Genomic DNA, 15238 nt, shown 5'->3' with positions numbered 1-15238 from the left:
TCTACGGATGACACATGAAGACCTGTTCATATATTCCTGTACGGTGAGGACGTTGCCGTTCCCACCGCCTGTGAGGGGTCGTTCCCACATGCCCGCTGATGTCCTCCCGCGCCCCTCGCGCAGCGCCTCGGCCACGCCGGGCGGCGTGCCCCGGCGCCGCACGAGCGTTCTCGCCCTGTCCGAGGCCCGGTGGGCGGGAGCCGCTCTGGCACTGTTCCTGCTCGCGCTCCCACTGGAGCTGGCCGGCGCCCCGGCCTGGGCGTGGGGTCCGCTGTACGCCCTCGCCTACGCCGCCGGAGGCTGGGAGCCAGCCCTGTCGGGCCTGCGGGAGCTCCGGGAGAAGGTCCTGGACGTGGACCTGCTGATGATCGTCGCGGCGCTCGGCGCGGCCTCGATCGGGCAGGTGATGGACGGGGCGCTGCTGATCGTCATCTTCGCGACCTCCGGCGCACTCGAGGCGCTGGCCACCGCGCGCACCCAGGACGCGGTCCGCGGACTCCTCGACCTCGCCCCGGCCACGGCCTCACGCGTCACCGCGGGTGACGAGGAGGAGAACGTCGCCACCGAGGACCTCGTGGTCGGTGATGTCATCCGGATCCGGCCCGGTGAACGCGTCGGCGCCGACGGCCGGGTCCTCGCCGGTGCCAGCGACGTCGACCAGGCCACCATCACCGGCGAACCGCTGCCGGCACCCAAGGAACCCGGGGACGAGGTGTTCGCCGGGACGCTGAACGGTACGGGCACGCTGAAGGTCGCCGTCGAACGGGACGCCTCCGAATCGGTGATCGCCCGCATCGTCGCGATGACCGAGGAGGCCTCCCGGACCAAGGCACCCACCCAGCTGTTCATCGAGAAGGTCGAGCAGCGCTACTCGCTCGGAATGGTGGCCGCGACCCTGGCCGTCTTCCTCGTACCCCTCGCATTCGGCGACGACCTGACAGGCAGCCTGCTGCGCGCCATGACGTTCATGATCGTGGCCTCCCCCTGCGCCGTGGTCCTCGCGACCATGCCGCCCCTGCTCTCAGCCATGGCAAACGCGGGGCGCCACGGCGTCCTCGTCAAGTCCGCAGTCGTCATGGAGCGCCTCGGACAGGCCGATACGGTAGCCCTGGACAAGACCGGAACCCTCACGGAGGGTGCCCCCCGCATCGCCGCCGTCCGCTCCCTGCCCGGAGCGGGACTCACCGACGACGCACTGCTGGCACTGGCCGCCGCGGCCGAGCACCCCAGTGAACACCCCCTGGCCCACGCCGTCGTGAGTGCGGCCCGGGAGCGTGGCCTGCCGCTGCTCCCGGCTTCGGAGTTCATCTCGGCCCCGGGCACAGGTGTCACCGCCACCGTCGGCTGCCACCGCATCGCGGTCGGCTCCCCCACCCGGCTGCTTCACGACACCGGATCGCCCGCGGCGTCCCGAGCCGCAGCCGAAGCCGTCGCACTGGAGGAGACCGGGTGCACGGCGGTACTCGTCCTGCGCGACGGCCTGCCGGTCGGTGTCCTGGGCATCGCCGACCGCATCCGGCGCGACGCGGCGGCCACCGTCACCTCACTGGCCCGGCTGACCGGCGGCTCCCCCATGCTGCTGACCGGGGACAATCCGCGCTCCGCCGCCCGGCTGGCCGTCGAGGCCGGCATCACCGACGTGCGGGCCGGGCTCCTCCCCCAGGACAAGGCGGCCGTCGTCCGCGAGCGTGAGCGGGCCGGCCACAGGGTTCTGGTCCTGGGCGACGGAGTCAACGACGCACCCGCGCTGGCCGCCGCGCACGTCGGGATCGCGATGGGGCGGGCCGGGTCCGATCTCGCCCTGGAGACCGCGGACGCCGTCATCATCCGCGACGAACTGGCCGCCGTGCCCACGGTCGTCGCCCTCTCCCGGGCCACCCGCCGGCTGGTCGTGCAGAACCTGGTCCTCGCCGGTTCGTTCATCTTCGTCCTGGTCGCCTGGGACCTTTTCGCCCACCTTCCGCTGCCGCTGGGCGTGCTGGGGCACGAGGGCTCCACCGTCATCGTGGGCCTCAACGGCCTCCGCCTGCTGCGCGAAACAGCCTGGAGCCGCGCGGCCGGTCAGGGCAGGGCCGGAGCACCGGCGGTAGTCGGGCCGGCCTCGGCCACCGGCTGACGCGACCCCACCCACGGTCAGGAGCTCCGCCCAACACCTCGGGTCGGATCGGGCGCGCCCGGGGCCCTACGGTGCGCGGGTGCCGGAGTCAGCAGGTCCGGAACACATGCCCCTTCTCACCGGCGGGGAGCACATCGAGGTCGCGCAGGACGAGGGAGATCCTGTCGCCCCAGGCGGCACAGCTCTCGTCGAAGCCCACATCGCCCTCTCCCTCGTATTCGATCGCGAACACACGGTCGTCGTACGCGTCGGCGTACGCATCGCATTCGTCGTACTGCGCGCATTCCTCGGTCACCGCGAAGTCGAATCCGATCGCGGCATGCCGGTCGAGCAGGTCGGTGGTGTTCTTCTGGCCGATCGCCAGGCCGTCGCGGTGGGCACGCGCGGCAAGTGCCTGCGCGAACGCGGCGTTGTGCTCCTGCGTGAGCTCGCCCTTCGACCGTTCGAAGGAGTCGAGGTTGTCCGGCTCCACCGCCTGGAAACCGTTCTTCGCGCAGCCGTCGATCCACTCCCCGACGATCTCCGCGAGTTGGGTGCGCCGGTCGGCCGTGGAGGTGTCCAGGAGAGCTTCGCCCCACCCCTCGTCGATGATCAGTTCCCCCTCACCGTCGTGCAGCAGGAGGTCCGGGTGGGTGTCCTTCCACCAGTCCAGTGCGCCGGGCTGGACCTGGAAGGCGTTGACGTAGCAGACGTTGTACTGGCCGGGTACCGGCTCGTCCTCGCGGTCGCGGGACACCGCCCGCACCCCGTCGGGCGGCGTGTAGCCGCCGCCGATCTGATAGTCGAACACCATGCCGGCCGTCGGCAGAAGAACCTCGGCGGCCCTGGTCCGGTGCGGAAGTCCGGCGGCGCCGGAGTCTCCGCCCTCGGCGGAGCAGCCCGCCAGCACGCCCACCGCGAGGGCGGAGGCGAGGCCCGTCGCCACACCGGCGACCACGCGCCTGCGTCGGAAGAACAGGGAAGGGGCGCGGCCGGTCACTCTTGTCTCCAGGTGTCAGGGATCCGGAAGGAAGATCCATTGCTCATCTTCCTTCACCGGCCTGGAGGCCGGGCCGCCGGGTCGGCCGGTTCCGACATTCTTTCGAAGCGGCGAGTTCGCGCGCCCGGGACGGCTCGCCTTCGATAGTGAACACATCGGCAGTGAACGGATCGGCGGCCCACCGCGAGGGCGGCCGAAGGCCCCACGATGAGGACGGCACAGTGACAGAGCGTCCGAGCAAGGTGATCTGCGACCTCTCGGTTTCCGTCGACGGATACGCGGCCGGTCTCGACCAGACCGAGCAGCGCCCGTTCGGTGACGATGCGAGCGATGGGTGGGGCGGCAGACTGCACGCCTGGATGTTCGAGACCCCCGAGCGGCGGCAGGCCGAGCTCGACCGCCTGGCCACGGTCGGCGCCTTCATCATGGGACGCAACATGTTCGGCCCCGTACGCGGCGCATGGGACCGGCAGTGGAAGGGCTGGTGGGGCGATGATCCGCCGTACCACACACCGGTCTTCGTGCTCACCCACCACCCGCGCAGTCCACAGCCGATGGATGGCGGCACCACGTTCCACTTCGTCACCGACGGCATCGAATCCGCGCTGCGGCAGGCCCGCGCGGCGGCCGGGGACCGCTACGTGTCGGTCCACGGGGGTGCGACGACCGTCAACCAGTACCTGGCGGCAGGCTTGATCGACGAACTGCGGCTGCACATCGTGCCGTTCACCCTCGGCGTCGGCACACGGCTCTTCGCCGGGGTGCCACCCCTGGACCTTGAGCAGGTGGAGTCGCGAGCAGCGGAGTCCGTGACCCACGTGACCTATCGCGTGCTGCGCTGAGGGAAGGGCCCTTGGGTGTCCTCCCCCAGGTCCGCCGTCCGCTCGCTCTCGATCCCGGTGACCCTGGCCAAAAGCTCCTCCCGGCCGATGGCGTCGGTACGCGTTGCGGAGACGGTGCAGGCGTGGGCGCCGGCCACGGTCCCGTACAGAGCGCAGCGTCCGGGGTGTTCGCCGTTCAGCAGGCCGAGGACGAACGCGGAGGCGAAGGCGTCGCCGGCACCGTTGGAGTCCACCACCGGAGCGGGAGGTGTGACGGCGGGTGTGTGCGTCACATCGCCGTCGTACAGCAGGTAGGCCCCCTCGGCACCCGCGGTCGCGACGACGATGCGGGCCCGTCCCCGTGCCGCGATGTCACGCATGGTGCGTTCGGGATCGGACAGTGCGGTGGTGGACAGGAACACCAGGTCCGCGTGGAGGGCGAACGCTTCGTGGTAGGGGTCGATGCCGTCCCAGTTGTGCAGGTCCGTGGAGATGGTCACACCGGCCTCGCGGAGCACCGGCAGGGTGTCGGCGCACGGATGCGTGATGACGACGTGGGCATGGCGTGCGCCTGCGGCGAGCTCGCGCACCGTCGACTCCTCGAAGCGGTCCGCGTCGCCGGACCGGGCGGCGTCGTAGAGGGACAGCCGTCGCCCGTCAGGACCGACGAGGTTGACCGCGCGTCTGGTGCCGCCGGGCAGGAGGACCTCCGTCAGCGGGATGCCGCGGTCACGGTGGAAGGCGCGGACGAGGTCGCCCTCGTGGTCGTCGCCGATCATGTCGAGGTGGTGCGTACGCAGGCCGAGGGAGTGGAGCCCGAGCGCGACGAAGTCCCCGCTCTGTCCCGCGCGGGTCTCGATGCCTGGCCGGATCATGTAGCTGTCGGCGAAGGGCAACGGCAGTTCGGGGACATGGACGATGGTGTCCACCCCCGCACCACCCAGCACGAGAACGTCGGTCGCCTTGCGCATGAACTGGTCGCGCCTTTCGGTTCGGGGATGGTGGCGGGGCTCCGGTTCCGGGGCCCGGTCCGGCCACGGCGCGCAGGGCAGAGCGTGCCCGTCCTGCGCGCCGTCGTCCGTGTGGGGTGTGTCCGGGTCCTGTGTCAGTCCGTCCGGGCTCCGGTGTGCAGGGCCAGTGCTGCGCGGGCCGGCACCTCCGCCTGGAGGGTGCCGTCGGAGCCGACCGTGACGGTGTCGGCGTCGCAGTCGTCCGGCGCCGCCGCGGCGACGTTGCAGTACGTGCCACCGGGCAGGGAGGTCGCGAAGGTCTCGGCGAGGGCACCTTCCCCGTTGTTGACGGCGACGAATCCCTTGTCACCACGGCCGAAGGCGATCGCGCTCCCGCCGTTGTCCCACCAGTCGGTCAGCTCGGCCGGGCCCACCTCGTTGCGGAAACCGACCAGTCCGGTGATCGCCTGCTGAGCGTGTGTGTCCGTCCAGCCGTCGGCGCCGCTCGGCGGTCCGGCGTCCTTGTCGGACCACTCGTAGCCGGAGTACACGTTCGGGGAACCGTACGGTGAGGCGAGCATGAAGACGTTGGCGAGGGTGTACGCCGCGCCGTCCTTGTAGGTCAGCGTCGACCCGTTGCGTTCGGTGTCCCAGTTGTCGACGAACGTACGCGCCGAGGCGCTGCTCAGCTTGCCCTCGGCGACGGACCTCAGCTGATCGAGGCCGCCGCCCTGGAAGGCACTCCTGAGGTGTCCCCCGTACCGGAATTCGTCCACGTCACCGATACCCGCGTACTCCTCGGGCTGCACGGCTTCGCCGCCCCCGTGGATGACCTCCGACACCCAGAATCCCGGATCGCTCATCTTCCCCTTGATGGCGGCGACATCGTCGGCGGCCATGTGCTTGGCCGCGTCTATGCGGAAGCCGTCGACTCCCATGGACCGCAGGTCGTCGAGGTACGCGGCGATGGTGGAGCGGACCTCGTCCTTCCCGGTGTCCAGGTCGGACAGCCCCACCAGTTCGCAGTTCTGTACGTCGCCGCGGTTCGCGTAGTCCTTGATGTCGGTGCGGCAGGTGTGGAAGTCCGCATCCTGGAAGTAGCCGGGGTAGTCGTACTTCGTGTAGGCCGTTCCGCCCGTGCCCGTCCCGGAACCGGCGGCCATGTGGTTGACGACGGCGTCGGCGATGACCTTGACGCCTGCGGCGTGACAGGCCTCCACCATGGAGGCGAACGCGTCGCGGTCACCCAGGCGGCCCGCGATCCTGTAGCTGACCGGCTGGTACGAGGTCCACCACTGGTCGCCCTGGATGTGCTCGGTGGCGGGTGACACCTGTACGTAGCCGTAGCCTGCGGGGCCGAGCCCGCCGGTGCAGGCGGACGCCACTTCCGCGTACGGCCGTTCGAACATGGTGACGGTGACGGTCCTCTCGCCCGGCGGTGTCGCCTGTGACTGCCAGGGGGCGAGCGTGGCGAGTCCGGCGACGGTCATGACGCCGGCCAGTGTTCCGCCGATCAGGCGGGATCGGTGCTGCATGTGCGGCTCCTTCGACGACAGGGCACGGCTGTGCCCTCGAAGACAGCCACGCGCCGGGCTGCCGTGGGGGGAACGGTTGGGAGCCTGCCGCTCCGCATGTGCTGTCGTCAAGGATCTCTGCAAGTTCTTCCAGACTTTTGCGCAAGCCCGGTGTTCCCGCCAACTCCTCTCACCCGGTGGGCCGTCGGAGGTGGCCACGGAGCGCCCGCCCATGCCGCACGGCTCGTCGGCAGTCGCACAGGGGGTAGCGCGAGAGCGGCCGGACCTGTGACGGGGAGAGGTCGGACCCATCACGTCGAACGTCACTGCGACGCCGGCCTCGGAGGAGGGGCCGGCGGGAACGGCGCCCGCATCGAGTCCGGCCGGCCGTCTGCCCGGAGGGAGCGAGGACGCGTGCCCGTCGAGCGGTTCTTCCTCGGGTGCGGTGAAGGCAGAGGTGGACGCGGCGGATGCGCCTGGCCACGGGTCAGGCGGGCGGGGCCGGCAGCAGCCCCGCCGCACTCCGCAGTGCCACGGCGTGCCGGGCCAGCTCGGATTCGCCGCCACGGTCCGCCGGCATGGTCGCCATCAGGGCGAGCCTGTCGCGCCAACTGCTGCCGGCGAGCGGCACCGCCACGGCGTTCATCCCGCGCACCGACTCGCCGGCACTCTCGGCCCGGCCCAGAGCACGGACACCGGCGAGTTCGGAGAGCAGCGCGGTACGAAAGGTCTGGGTGCGGCCGGTGACTCCGGGCAGCCGCTCCTCCGGGTAGAGGGCGCATACCTGATCGGTGGTCAGCTGGGCGAGCAGGACCTTGCCCGCCGAGGTGGCGTGCGCGGGGTGCGCACGGCCGGTCTCCAGTACGGAGCGTACGGGGTGCGGCGACTCACGGCCGTCCGTGATGATCACCTGGTCGCCGATCAGGGCGGCGGCACTGATCGTCTCCCCGGTCGCCGCCGCGGCCGCGTCGAGCACCACCTGGAGCCGGGCCCTGATCCCGGGGGCGTATCCGGCCGGGCGGCCCAGCGTGACCAGCTCGGGTCCTGCGGAGTAGCCCCGGCCCGAGGTGTCGCGGGTCGCGAAGCCGCGCGACTCGAGGGTGCTGAGCACGCGGTGCGCGGTGGAGCGGGCCACTTCCAGCTCACGTGCCGCGTCGGTGACCGACAGGGTGTCATGGGTGAGGAAGAGCCGCATGAGCCGCAGCCCGGTGTCCAACGACTCGATGATGTAGTTCCTGGGGTCGGCCACGGGGACCTCTCCTTCGCGTCATGGGGCCGTGTTCGTGGTGCGGCGCCGGTACCCATGATCCCGGAGCCTGCCGACGCCGTGAAAGCCGCCGTCCACGACGCGTTCGGTCCGGGAAAGCCGAACTCGCTTCGTTCCTGGGCAACATGCTGTCCGTGAACGGCCGCAGCCGGGTCGCCGCCCCCGGCCTCCGCCGCTGTCGATTCCGGCCCGTCTCGCAGGCACCTCCGGTGTCTTCCACGGTGGCAGGTCCCACTTGTGCGACGGGGCGCCCCAGTACCGCGGGGCCCCGTCGCACGACCCGCCCTTCTACGACCAGACCTCCTCCGCCGCGGGGTCCTGGTGCAGTTTCTCGAAGATGAACTCGTGCTTGAGGAAGGAGGTGTCGTACTCATGTCCTGGATGCGGCGGGATCAGCTGGGAGGCCTGGATCAGGCGCCAGCCGTCCATCAGGGCGTCCAGGCCGGTCTCGTAGGGCGGCTCGTCGCCGTCGCCCGTGGTCGGACGGGTCCGGCCGGTGCCGTCGTAGGCCGACCAGCCGACCACGTCCGCGTCGAGCGCCGAGTTGGCCAGGAAGAGGATCAGGACCTGCTGTCTCATGCGTGCCTCCCCAGGGCCGGCCGGTTGGTGACCCGCGTGACCCAGTAGTCGATGTCGAAGGTGTCGTCGCCGGTGAGCGCCCGCCAGAGGAGAACCCGGTTGTGGACCTCCAGACGGCCGGCGGCCGCCTCGTACCAGCCGAAGCCGGCCCGGAGTTCGCTCTCCACCTGCGGGGCGCCGAGGTCGTCGGTGTTCCAGAGCCGGACCTGCGGAACCGTCGGGTTGAACCGGATCTTGAACATGTACCGGGGCACGTCGCTGTCGTTCCGGCGCCCGCCGTGCCAGATGCCGTGGTGGAGGAGGACGACCGTACCGGCCGGGCACACGAGCCGGGTCTGGCCCCGAAGGTTCTGGTAGCGGCCCGTGTCGGTCTCGTTGGTACGGCGCAGGTGGCTGCCGGGCACGCTCAGGGTGCCGCCCATGTCCGCGGTGACCTCGTGCGGGTAGTACATGAGCTGGATGTCGAAGGCGTCCGGGCGGACGTCGATGATGGCGTCGCCGTGCAGCGGCTGGGCGAAGCCCTGGTGCGGTTCGCGTACGTGGACGGCGTGGTGGTCGACGGTCGGTTCAGGACCCACGAGGCTCCGGATCGCGCCGGCCACGGCCGGCAGCGAGGTGAGCCGCTGTGCGAAGGATCCTGGGGGGAACGCCTCGGCGAGCGGCGTCCCGTGGGGCACCGGAGGTATCCCCGCGTCCAGGACCCCCACCGCCCGCTCGTTCATCTCGGGCGGCACCACTGCGTCCATGCGCAGGGATCCGCTCGCGACGAAGCGTGCGACCTGGACCGAAGTCAGAAGGTGTGCTCTGGTCGTCATGTGCCAACCGTAGGATCACGCTGCGGTCAGGACATGGGTTCTGTTCGCCCTCCACTGGTAGATTTTCGTCATGGATCGGGTTTCGCTGTCCCTGGCCGAACCTCCCGTCGTGGTGAACATCGGAGTCGGCGTACACGGCGTCAGCGGTCTGCGTGACGTCTTCCGGCTGCCTGACCTGTGGCAGTTGCACCTGTACGGGTACACCGGACACCTCACCGTCGGCGGCGGGCGGCATGCCATCGCGCCAGGCCGGGTGAGCCTGATCCCGCCCGGCACCGAGGCGACCTTCGACTACCGCGGCCGGTCGGAACACCTGTACGCGCATCTGCAGGTGCCGGACGCCGGAGAGTGTCACCGGGTACCCGTCATGCAGGACGCCGGAACGGAGGCCCCGGTCGTCTCGGGGCTGTTGCGCCGGGCGCTCGCCGCCATGCCGGGGGCACCGGCCCAGGCGACGGCCGAAATGTGGACGGTGCTGTGGCGGGTCGCTCGGCTTGCCGGACGTGAGCGTCCGGGCGGCGCACACGGAGCGGTCGCCTCGGCCATGGCTCACATCGAGGCCAATCTCGCCGCCCCGCTGACGGTCCCGGAGATCGCCCGGCGCAGCGGCGTCTCCCACAGCCATCTGACGCGCCTCTTCCGCGCCGAGACCGGCTCGACCGTTGCGGCCTACATCCGGCATCGCCGCCTGGACCACGCCGATCACCTGCTGCGTGAGTCGACGATGTCGATTCAGGCGATCGCCTGCTCGGTGGGCATCAGCGACCTCCAGGCCTTCAACAAGGCGTGCCACCGCGAACTCGGCGGGTCCCCACGCGCGATCCGCGGCCGGATGCTGCCCGGCCGGAGCGACCCGCCGAGGTGACGCGACGACGCCTCGTCCGAGTTGCCCGGAGCGTACCGGCCGTGGGCAGCTCTCCGCCGCTGTCCCGCCGTCACGCGGCGAGGGTGATGGGCTCGCCGAGACGCTCGGCCGCCTCCCGCCACGCAGCGGTCACCGCCGCACGGGCGTGGACGGTGCGGTCAGGCAGGTCGCCCTTCAGCGTGATCGGCGCCCCCACGTGGACATGGAGGCCGGGCCTTCGCAGCGGGGCGGTGCCCAGGCCCGCGATCTGCTTGGCCCAACTGCCCGACGTGATACGGCGGGAGCCGGCCTGCCCCAGGGGAATGACGGGGGCCCCGGTCCGGTGCACGAGTCGGGCCAGTCCGCTGCGGAAGGCTTCCGGGGCGGCCTCTCCCGCGTCCTTGCGGAGCGGGATGCCGCCCTCGCCGTAGATCAGGACGAGGCGGCCCCGGGCGAGGGCTTCGGCGGCGCCGTCGAGGGCGTCACCGGCGCGTTCGTCGTGCCGGTGCACGGGGATGTGTCCCTCACGGGCCAGCGCACGGCCCAGCAGGGGGATGCGCCAGAGACCCGCAGCGGCCAGGACGGCCGGCTCGACGCCGAGGCGGCGCAGGGCCGCGAGGACCACGGCGGGGTCGGCCAGGGAGCTGTGGTTCGCGGCGATGATGCTCCCCTGCGCGAAGGCGGCACCGCTGTCGGTGGTGACCGTCAGCCGACCGACGGCGGGTACCAGGGCATGGGCGAGGCGACTGAGCATGCGACACGTACTCCCGGACTCGGAAAGTGGTGACCCCCATCGTGGTCCGTGAGTGCGCCGCGGGCCTGAGTGCCCGTACTCAGTCGGCGTACCCGCAGATGGGGTGAAACCGCACGAACGACCGGACGATCCTTTGAGTCGTCACACCGCACGGCACCCCTCGTCCGGGGCGACAGCTCCGACAGCGGTGAGTGACCCGAGCCCGGTCCGCCCGCGCGAGCGCACTCCTGAACTCGACGGTGGCAGCGGAGGGTTCGGCCGGCACATGGGACCGCCACCTCGCCACCCGGCTGACCCCGACCCGCGGTGCAGGCCCCCGGCAAGACCGTTCGCGCCCGGTTTGCCTTCTGAGGGAAGCATGAAGCCCGGCCCCCGGGTCACCGCCTCCCCGGCTTGAACCGCTCCGGATCGCCGACGGCTTGGCGTGAGGCCTCCGTGGCCGTTCCGTCGGGGCCGTTCACCGCGCCACCGCACGACAGTAGGCCTCGTCGGTGGCAAGGAGGGTGCGGTGGGTGCCCTCGGTGGTGATGACGCCGTCGTCGAGGACGAGCACCCTGTCGGCGGCATCCAGGACGGCAGGACTGCTGGTGATCACGACGGTGGTGCGGCCCCGGCGCATCTTGGCGAGATTGCGGGCGATGAGCTGTTCGGTGACCGCGTCGACAGCTGTGGTCGGGTCGTGGAGAACCAGCACGTCGGTGTCGGCGGCGAGGGCGCGGGCGAGGGACAGCCGTTGGCGCTGTCCCCCGGAGAGATTGGCGCCGCGGTCGCGGACGCTGTGGTCGAGTCCTTCGCGGTGGAGGGCCACGACGTCGGTCAGCATGGACGCCTCAACGGCCTCGGGGACCGCCCGGCCGGTGCCCGACGGGTCGATGTTCGTACGGAGGGTGCCTGCGAAGATCTCCGCGTCGTACGGGTTCACCAGCATGTGCTCGCGGACCGCCTCGATCGCCAGGTCCGCGATCTCCTGCCCGCCGACCCGTACCGCTCCCCCGTAGGCGTGGGGCGGAACGTTCACGGCCAGGATCGACGCGAGGTCGGCCGCCGCTCGCGGCTGGTAGGCGGCGATCGCCACGAACTCGCCCGCGGTCACGTGGAACTTCAACTCGCGCAGGGACCCGTGACGCACGCAGTCGATCTCCAGGTCCCCGCCCCCGGAGGGGCGGCCCCGCCCCGGTGCCGACATCTGCGGGGCGGACAGGACCAGCGCCATGCGCTCGGCTGACGCGCGCGCCGTCATCACGTACTTCGGCATCTCCGAGAACAGCTTGAGCGGTTCCATGACGAACTGCGCCAGTCCCACGGCCATGACGAGTTCCCCGATCGTGATCCGGTAGTCGAAGGCGAGCGAGCCCGCCGTCAGCGTGACGGCGGCGGCCAGGGCCGCGTTGAGGGCCAGTGCGGTACCCGCGTACGCGCCGTTCACCTTGGCGACGGTGACCGCCTGGTGCTTCGCGTCCGTACTGACCGCGCGGTAGGACGTGAACGCGGCATGGTTGCCGCCGAAGCCGTGCAGCGGGCGCAGGCCGGTGATCAGGTCGGCGACCTTGGCGCCGGCCCGTGCCACGCGGGCCTGCTGTTCCCTGGTGCCGGTGCCGATCCGCTTGGACATCACGCTCAGGACCGAGAGGATCGCGACGGTTCCCACGATGACCAGCAGGCCGAGCCGGATGTCGGCCAGGCCCAGCGCGACCGCCGCGACGAGCACCGCGACCAGCGAGCTGATCAGCAGCGGCACCACCTCGATGATGTCGGCGGTCTGGTCGGCGTCCTCGGTCGCGATGGTCAGCACCTCGCCGGACTTCAGAGCGACGTCCCCGGCCACCGGCTGGAGTCCGCAGGCCGCGACCCGCACCCGCCAGCGGTGCGCCTCCGTCGTGTTGGCCTCCTGCAGGACGCGCATGCCGAACCGCCACGACAGGGACACGGTCGTGATGATCACGGCGAGCGCACCGATGGACAGGCCGAGCGAGCCGAGGCTGCGCTCCTGCAGGGAGTGCTCGACGATCAGGCCGAGCGCGATGGGGAAGGCGGTCTCACCCGCCTGGTAGAGGCCCATCAGGACGGTGCCCCGGGTCATGGCACCGACGTTGCGGCGCAGTGCGGTCCGGAGGATGTCGGCCCCCTGGCGGGGCCGCTGCGGATAAGGAGTCGTCATCAGAGTCGCCGGCAGTCGCTTCCGGGGTTCGCGGGGTGAGCGGGTCTCGGATCGCAGGACCGCTTCGCAGCGGCCTCCGTCCGCCCGCGGGGGCCGTCCGGGGGCGTGCGGGACGGCGGGGCGGAGCGAGCGGTGGCATCCGTCATCGAGGACACATCGTCCTCACAGCGTAGGAGAGTTGGACCGGCCCGAGCCCGGCGGAGTCTCGCTGCCCTCGCGCCAGGCACGCCACAGGCGCGCGTACGGTCCGCCTCGGGCCACCAGTTCCTCATGGGTTCCCTCCTCCACCAGGCGTCCCGCGTCCAGCACGGCGATCCTGTCCGCCGCCGTCGCCTGGGTCAGCCGGTGCGCCACGAACAGCGTGGTCCGGCCCGCGCACGCGGCCCGCACGGACCTCTCCAGTTCGGCGGCGCCCTCGCTGCCCGCCTCCGCCGTCGACTCGTCGAGCACCACCACCGGTGCCCGGTTCAGCACCAGCCGGGCCAGGGCGATCTGGGCGACCTTCGTGGTGTCCAGGCGCTGACCGCCCTCGCCGACCACGGTGTCCAGGCCGTCGGGGAGTGCGTCGGCCCACTGATCGGCGCCGACCGTCCGCAGCGCGTCCGTCAGTTCGGCATCGGTCGCCTGCGGCGCGGCCAGCCGCAGATCGTCCGCGAGCGGCCCGGAGAACACGTACGTCTCCTGCGTCAGAATGCTCACCAGGGCCCGCGCGCCGGCCTCGTCGAGATCGGCGAGGTCCACCGGCCCGACACGCACCGAACCGGCCTGCGGGGCGCCGATGCCCGCGATCAGCGCGGCCAGGGTCGACTTGCCCGCGCCTGACGCGCCCACCAGGGCGAGCGAACCGCCGGCCGGGATCGTCAGGCTGACGTCCCGGAGAACCGGTTCCTCGGAGCCGGGATAGCGGAAGGTGAGCCCCTCCACCTTCACCGGGTACTCGGTGGCGTCCGCAGGCGCCACCGAGGTGTCGCCCACCAGCCGGACCTCTGCGGGCTCCCCCAGCACCCCGACCAACCGGGTAAGGCTCGCGCCCGATTTCTGCGCCTCGTCGAAGGTGAACATGATGGCTCCCAGCGGAGTGAACAGCCGGTGGAACATGAGCGGCGCCGCCGACACCTCGCCCAGGGTCGCGGCGCCGGTCTCCAACAGGGCGTACCCCACCACGAGAATCAGGACGAGCCCGATGAACTCGGCCCGGTTCTCCCTGCCTACGAACCGGCCGAAGATGCGGAAGACGTCGATGCCGAGATCACGTACGCGCCACGACCTGGCCGTGACCTGCTCGCGGAAGTACCCCTCGAGTCGGTACGCCCGGACGGTGTCGATCCCGTTCAGACCGCTGATCAACACCTGCGCCCGGTCGCCCTGGGCCGTCCGCTGTCGCCGGTAGAGCGGGGCCGACCGGGGCAGATACCAGCGCAGGGCCAGGGCGTAGGCGGGCAGCGCGCCGGCACCCGCCAGGCCGAGCCGCCAGTCGAGTCCGAACATGCCGGCCGTGGCGATGGCGACCAGCACGCCTGCCGTGAACACCGTGGGGACGGCCGTGCGGATGCCCCTGGACAGCACGGCCACGTCGTCGCCGACCCGGGACAGCACGTCACCCCTGCCGACCTGCTCGACTCTTGCGCTCGGCATCCCCAGAACCGCCCGGACGGCAGCCTCCCGCAACTGTGCGAGCAGCTCCGCACCCAGCCGCCCGATCAGGTAGGTCGACATCGCGGTGGCCGCCGCGCCGAGCAGCGCGGCCGCCATCATAAGAGCCCCGGTGGTGACCAGGACCGAGTGCCCGTCGCCCTGGACCACGCCGTCGACCACCCGGCCGAGCAGGAGCACCGGAATCACCTGGAGGGCCGCCCCGGCCACCGTGGCGAGCACGGTGGCTGTCGTGAGCCACGGCGCCTCACGACACCGCGCGGCGAGCCACCGGCCGGACTCGCCGCCCGCCGCCGTGCGCAGGGTGGCCGGGGCGAGGCGGGTGTCGGTGCCGCTCACCGAGGGCCCGCTTCCGGCCGGCGTCGGGGCAGGGCGGTAAGGGCAGAGGGCCTGCGGTGTGACGCAGGTGGTGCGCCGTCAGGCGGAACCTGTGACATGTCGCTCCCATCGTGTGGGTAATCCGCCGGAGGACGCGGGGGAACCGGGGGCCGGGTAAGTACGCCGAAGAAAGCGGCTGCTCCAAGACGGAGGCCCCGACGCCTTGTTGCGCACTCAGGTTAGCCTCACTTCACTGAAGGTTCGTCAGCCCCCGCCCCGAGACCAACCCGCGCGGGTCGCCCTGTCCGGGCGCCGGAGCCGGCTGCGCCGCACCCACTGTCCCTGGCTTCCCCGAGCGCTCGGCCGACGACATCCGTATCGACCGGAGCAGGCACGCCGAGGGCCTCGAACGCCTGGTCCGAGCCCCGACCGGGCGTCATCACCCCCACACGGGAGCCTGACCTCCCCGT

The 15238-nt window shown here is 71.5% G+C and carries 12 protein-coding genes; 3 read left to right on the top strand and 9 right to left on the bottom strand.

Annotation, left to right across the window (positions count from 1 at the left end; genetic code table 11):
• Window positions 1-88 precede the first annotated feature (88 nt).
• The gene (locus tag ABZ441_RS22810) at window positions 89-2116 is read left to right on the top strand and encodes a heavy metal translocating P-type ATPase (RefSeq protein WP_358977219.1); all 2028 of its coding nucleotides are present in this window, start codon (window positions 89-91) and stop codon (window positions 2114-2116) included.
• Between the two features lie 88 nt (window positions 2117-2204).
• On the opposite strand, the gene ABZ441_RS22805 is transcribed toward ABZ441_RS22810, so the two are convergent.
• Complete coding sequence (locus ABZ441_RS22805; protein WP_358977216.1) at window positions 2205-3095, bottom strand: endo alpha-1,4 polygalactosaminidase; 891 nt, start codon at window positions 3093-3095, stop codon at window positions 2205-2207.
• Between the two features lie 221 nt (window positions 3096-3316).
• Here ABZ441_RS22805 and ABZ441_RS22800 point away from each other — a divergent pair, with 221 nt between their 5' ends.
• Window positions 3317-3937, top strand: coding sequence for a dihydrofolate reductase family protein (locus ABZ441_RS22800; protein ID WP_358977213.1), 621 nt, complete (start codon window positions 3317-3319; stop codon window positions 3935-3937).
• On the opposite strand, the gene ABZ441_RS22795 is transcribed toward ABZ441_RS22800, so the two are convergent.
• The 5 genes from ABZ441_RS22795 to ABZ441_RS22775 all read right to left on the bottom strand — a co-directional run bounded on the left by ABZ441_RS22795 (window position 3919) and on the right by ABZ441_RS22775 (window position 9041).
• The gene (locus ABZ441_RS22795) at window positions 3919-4887 is read right to left on the bottom strand and encodes an adenosine kinase (protein ID WP_358977210.1); all 969 of its coding nucleotides are present in this window, start codon (window positions 4885-4887) and stop codon (window positions 3919-3921) included. The two genes, ABZ441_RS22800 and ABZ441_RS22795, sit on opposite strands and share 19 nt — an antisense overlap.
• 134 nt (window positions 4888-5021) lie before the next feature.
• Window positions 5022-6401, bottom strand: coding sequence for an alpha-amylase family protein (locus ABZ441_RS22790; protein WP_358977208.1), 1380 nt, complete (start codon window positions 6399-6401; stop codon window positions 5022-5024).
• A 466-nt stretch (window positions 6402-6867) separates the two neighbouring features.
• Window positions 6868-7629, bottom strand: coding sequence for an IclR family transcriptional regulator (locus ABZ441_RS22785; RefSeq protein WP_358977205.1), 762 nt, complete (start codon window positions 7627-7629; stop codon window positions 6868-6870).
• 306 nt (window positions 7630-7935) lie between these two features.
• Complete coding sequence (locus tag ABZ441_RS22780) at window positions 7936-8226, bottom strand: hypothetical protein (RefSeq protein WP_358977202.1); 291 nt, start codon at window positions 8224-8226, stop codon at window positions 7936-7938.
• Entirely contained in the window at window positions 8223-9041 is an 819-nt protein-coding gene (locus tag ABZ441_RS22775) for a phytanoyl-CoA dioxygenase family protein (RefSeq protein ID WP_358977198.1), read from the bottom strand. Before ABZ441_RS22775 ends, ABZ441_RS22780 begins: the two co-directional genes overlap by 4 nt.
• A gap of 70 nt (window positions 9042-9111) precedes the next feature.
• Here ABZ441_RS22775 and ABZ441_RS22770 point away from each other — a divergent pair, with 70 nt between their 5' ends.
• Entirely contained in the window at window positions 9112-9906 is a 795-nt protein-coding gene (locus ABZ441_RS22770; RefSeq protein ID WP_358977195.1) for an AraC family transcriptional regulator, read from the top strand.
• Between the two features lie 70 nt (window positions 9907-9976).
• On the opposite strand, the gene ABZ441_RS22765 is transcribed toward ABZ441_RS22770, so the two are convergent.
• From ABZ441_RS22765 to ABZ441_RS22755, 3 genes are all read right to left on the bottom strand, one after another.
• On the bottom strand, window positions 9977-10639 hold the full coding sequence (locus ABZ441_RS22765; RefSeq protein WP_358977192.1) for a lysophospholipid acyltransferase family protein: 663 nt from the start codon (window positions 10637-10639) through the stop codon (window positions 9977-9979).
• 457 nt (window positions 10640-11096) lie between these two features.
• Window positions 11097-12797, bottom strand: coding sequence for an ABC transporter ATP-binding protein (locus ABZ441_RS22760; RefSeq protein ID WP_358977189.1), 1701 nt, complete (start codon window positions 12795-12797; stop codon window positions 11097-11099).
• Window positions 12798-12959: 162 nt separating this feature from the next.
• Window positions 12960-14789, bottom strand: a complete 1830-nt coding sequence (locus ABZ441_RS22755) for an ABC transporter ATP-binding protein (RefSeq protein WP_358977187.1) — start codon at window positions 14787-14789, stop codon at window positions 12960-12962.
• Window positions 14790-15238 lie beyond the last annotated feature (449 nt).

The organism is Streptomyces sp. NPDC005752, assembly GCF_040630715.1.
Classification (GTDB): Bacteria; Actinomycetota; Actinomycetes; order Streptomycetales; family Streptomycetaceae; genus Streptomyces.
The sequence above is the reverse complement of the archived record's forward strand: the minus strand, read 5'-3'. Positions and strand labels throughout refer to the sequence as shown.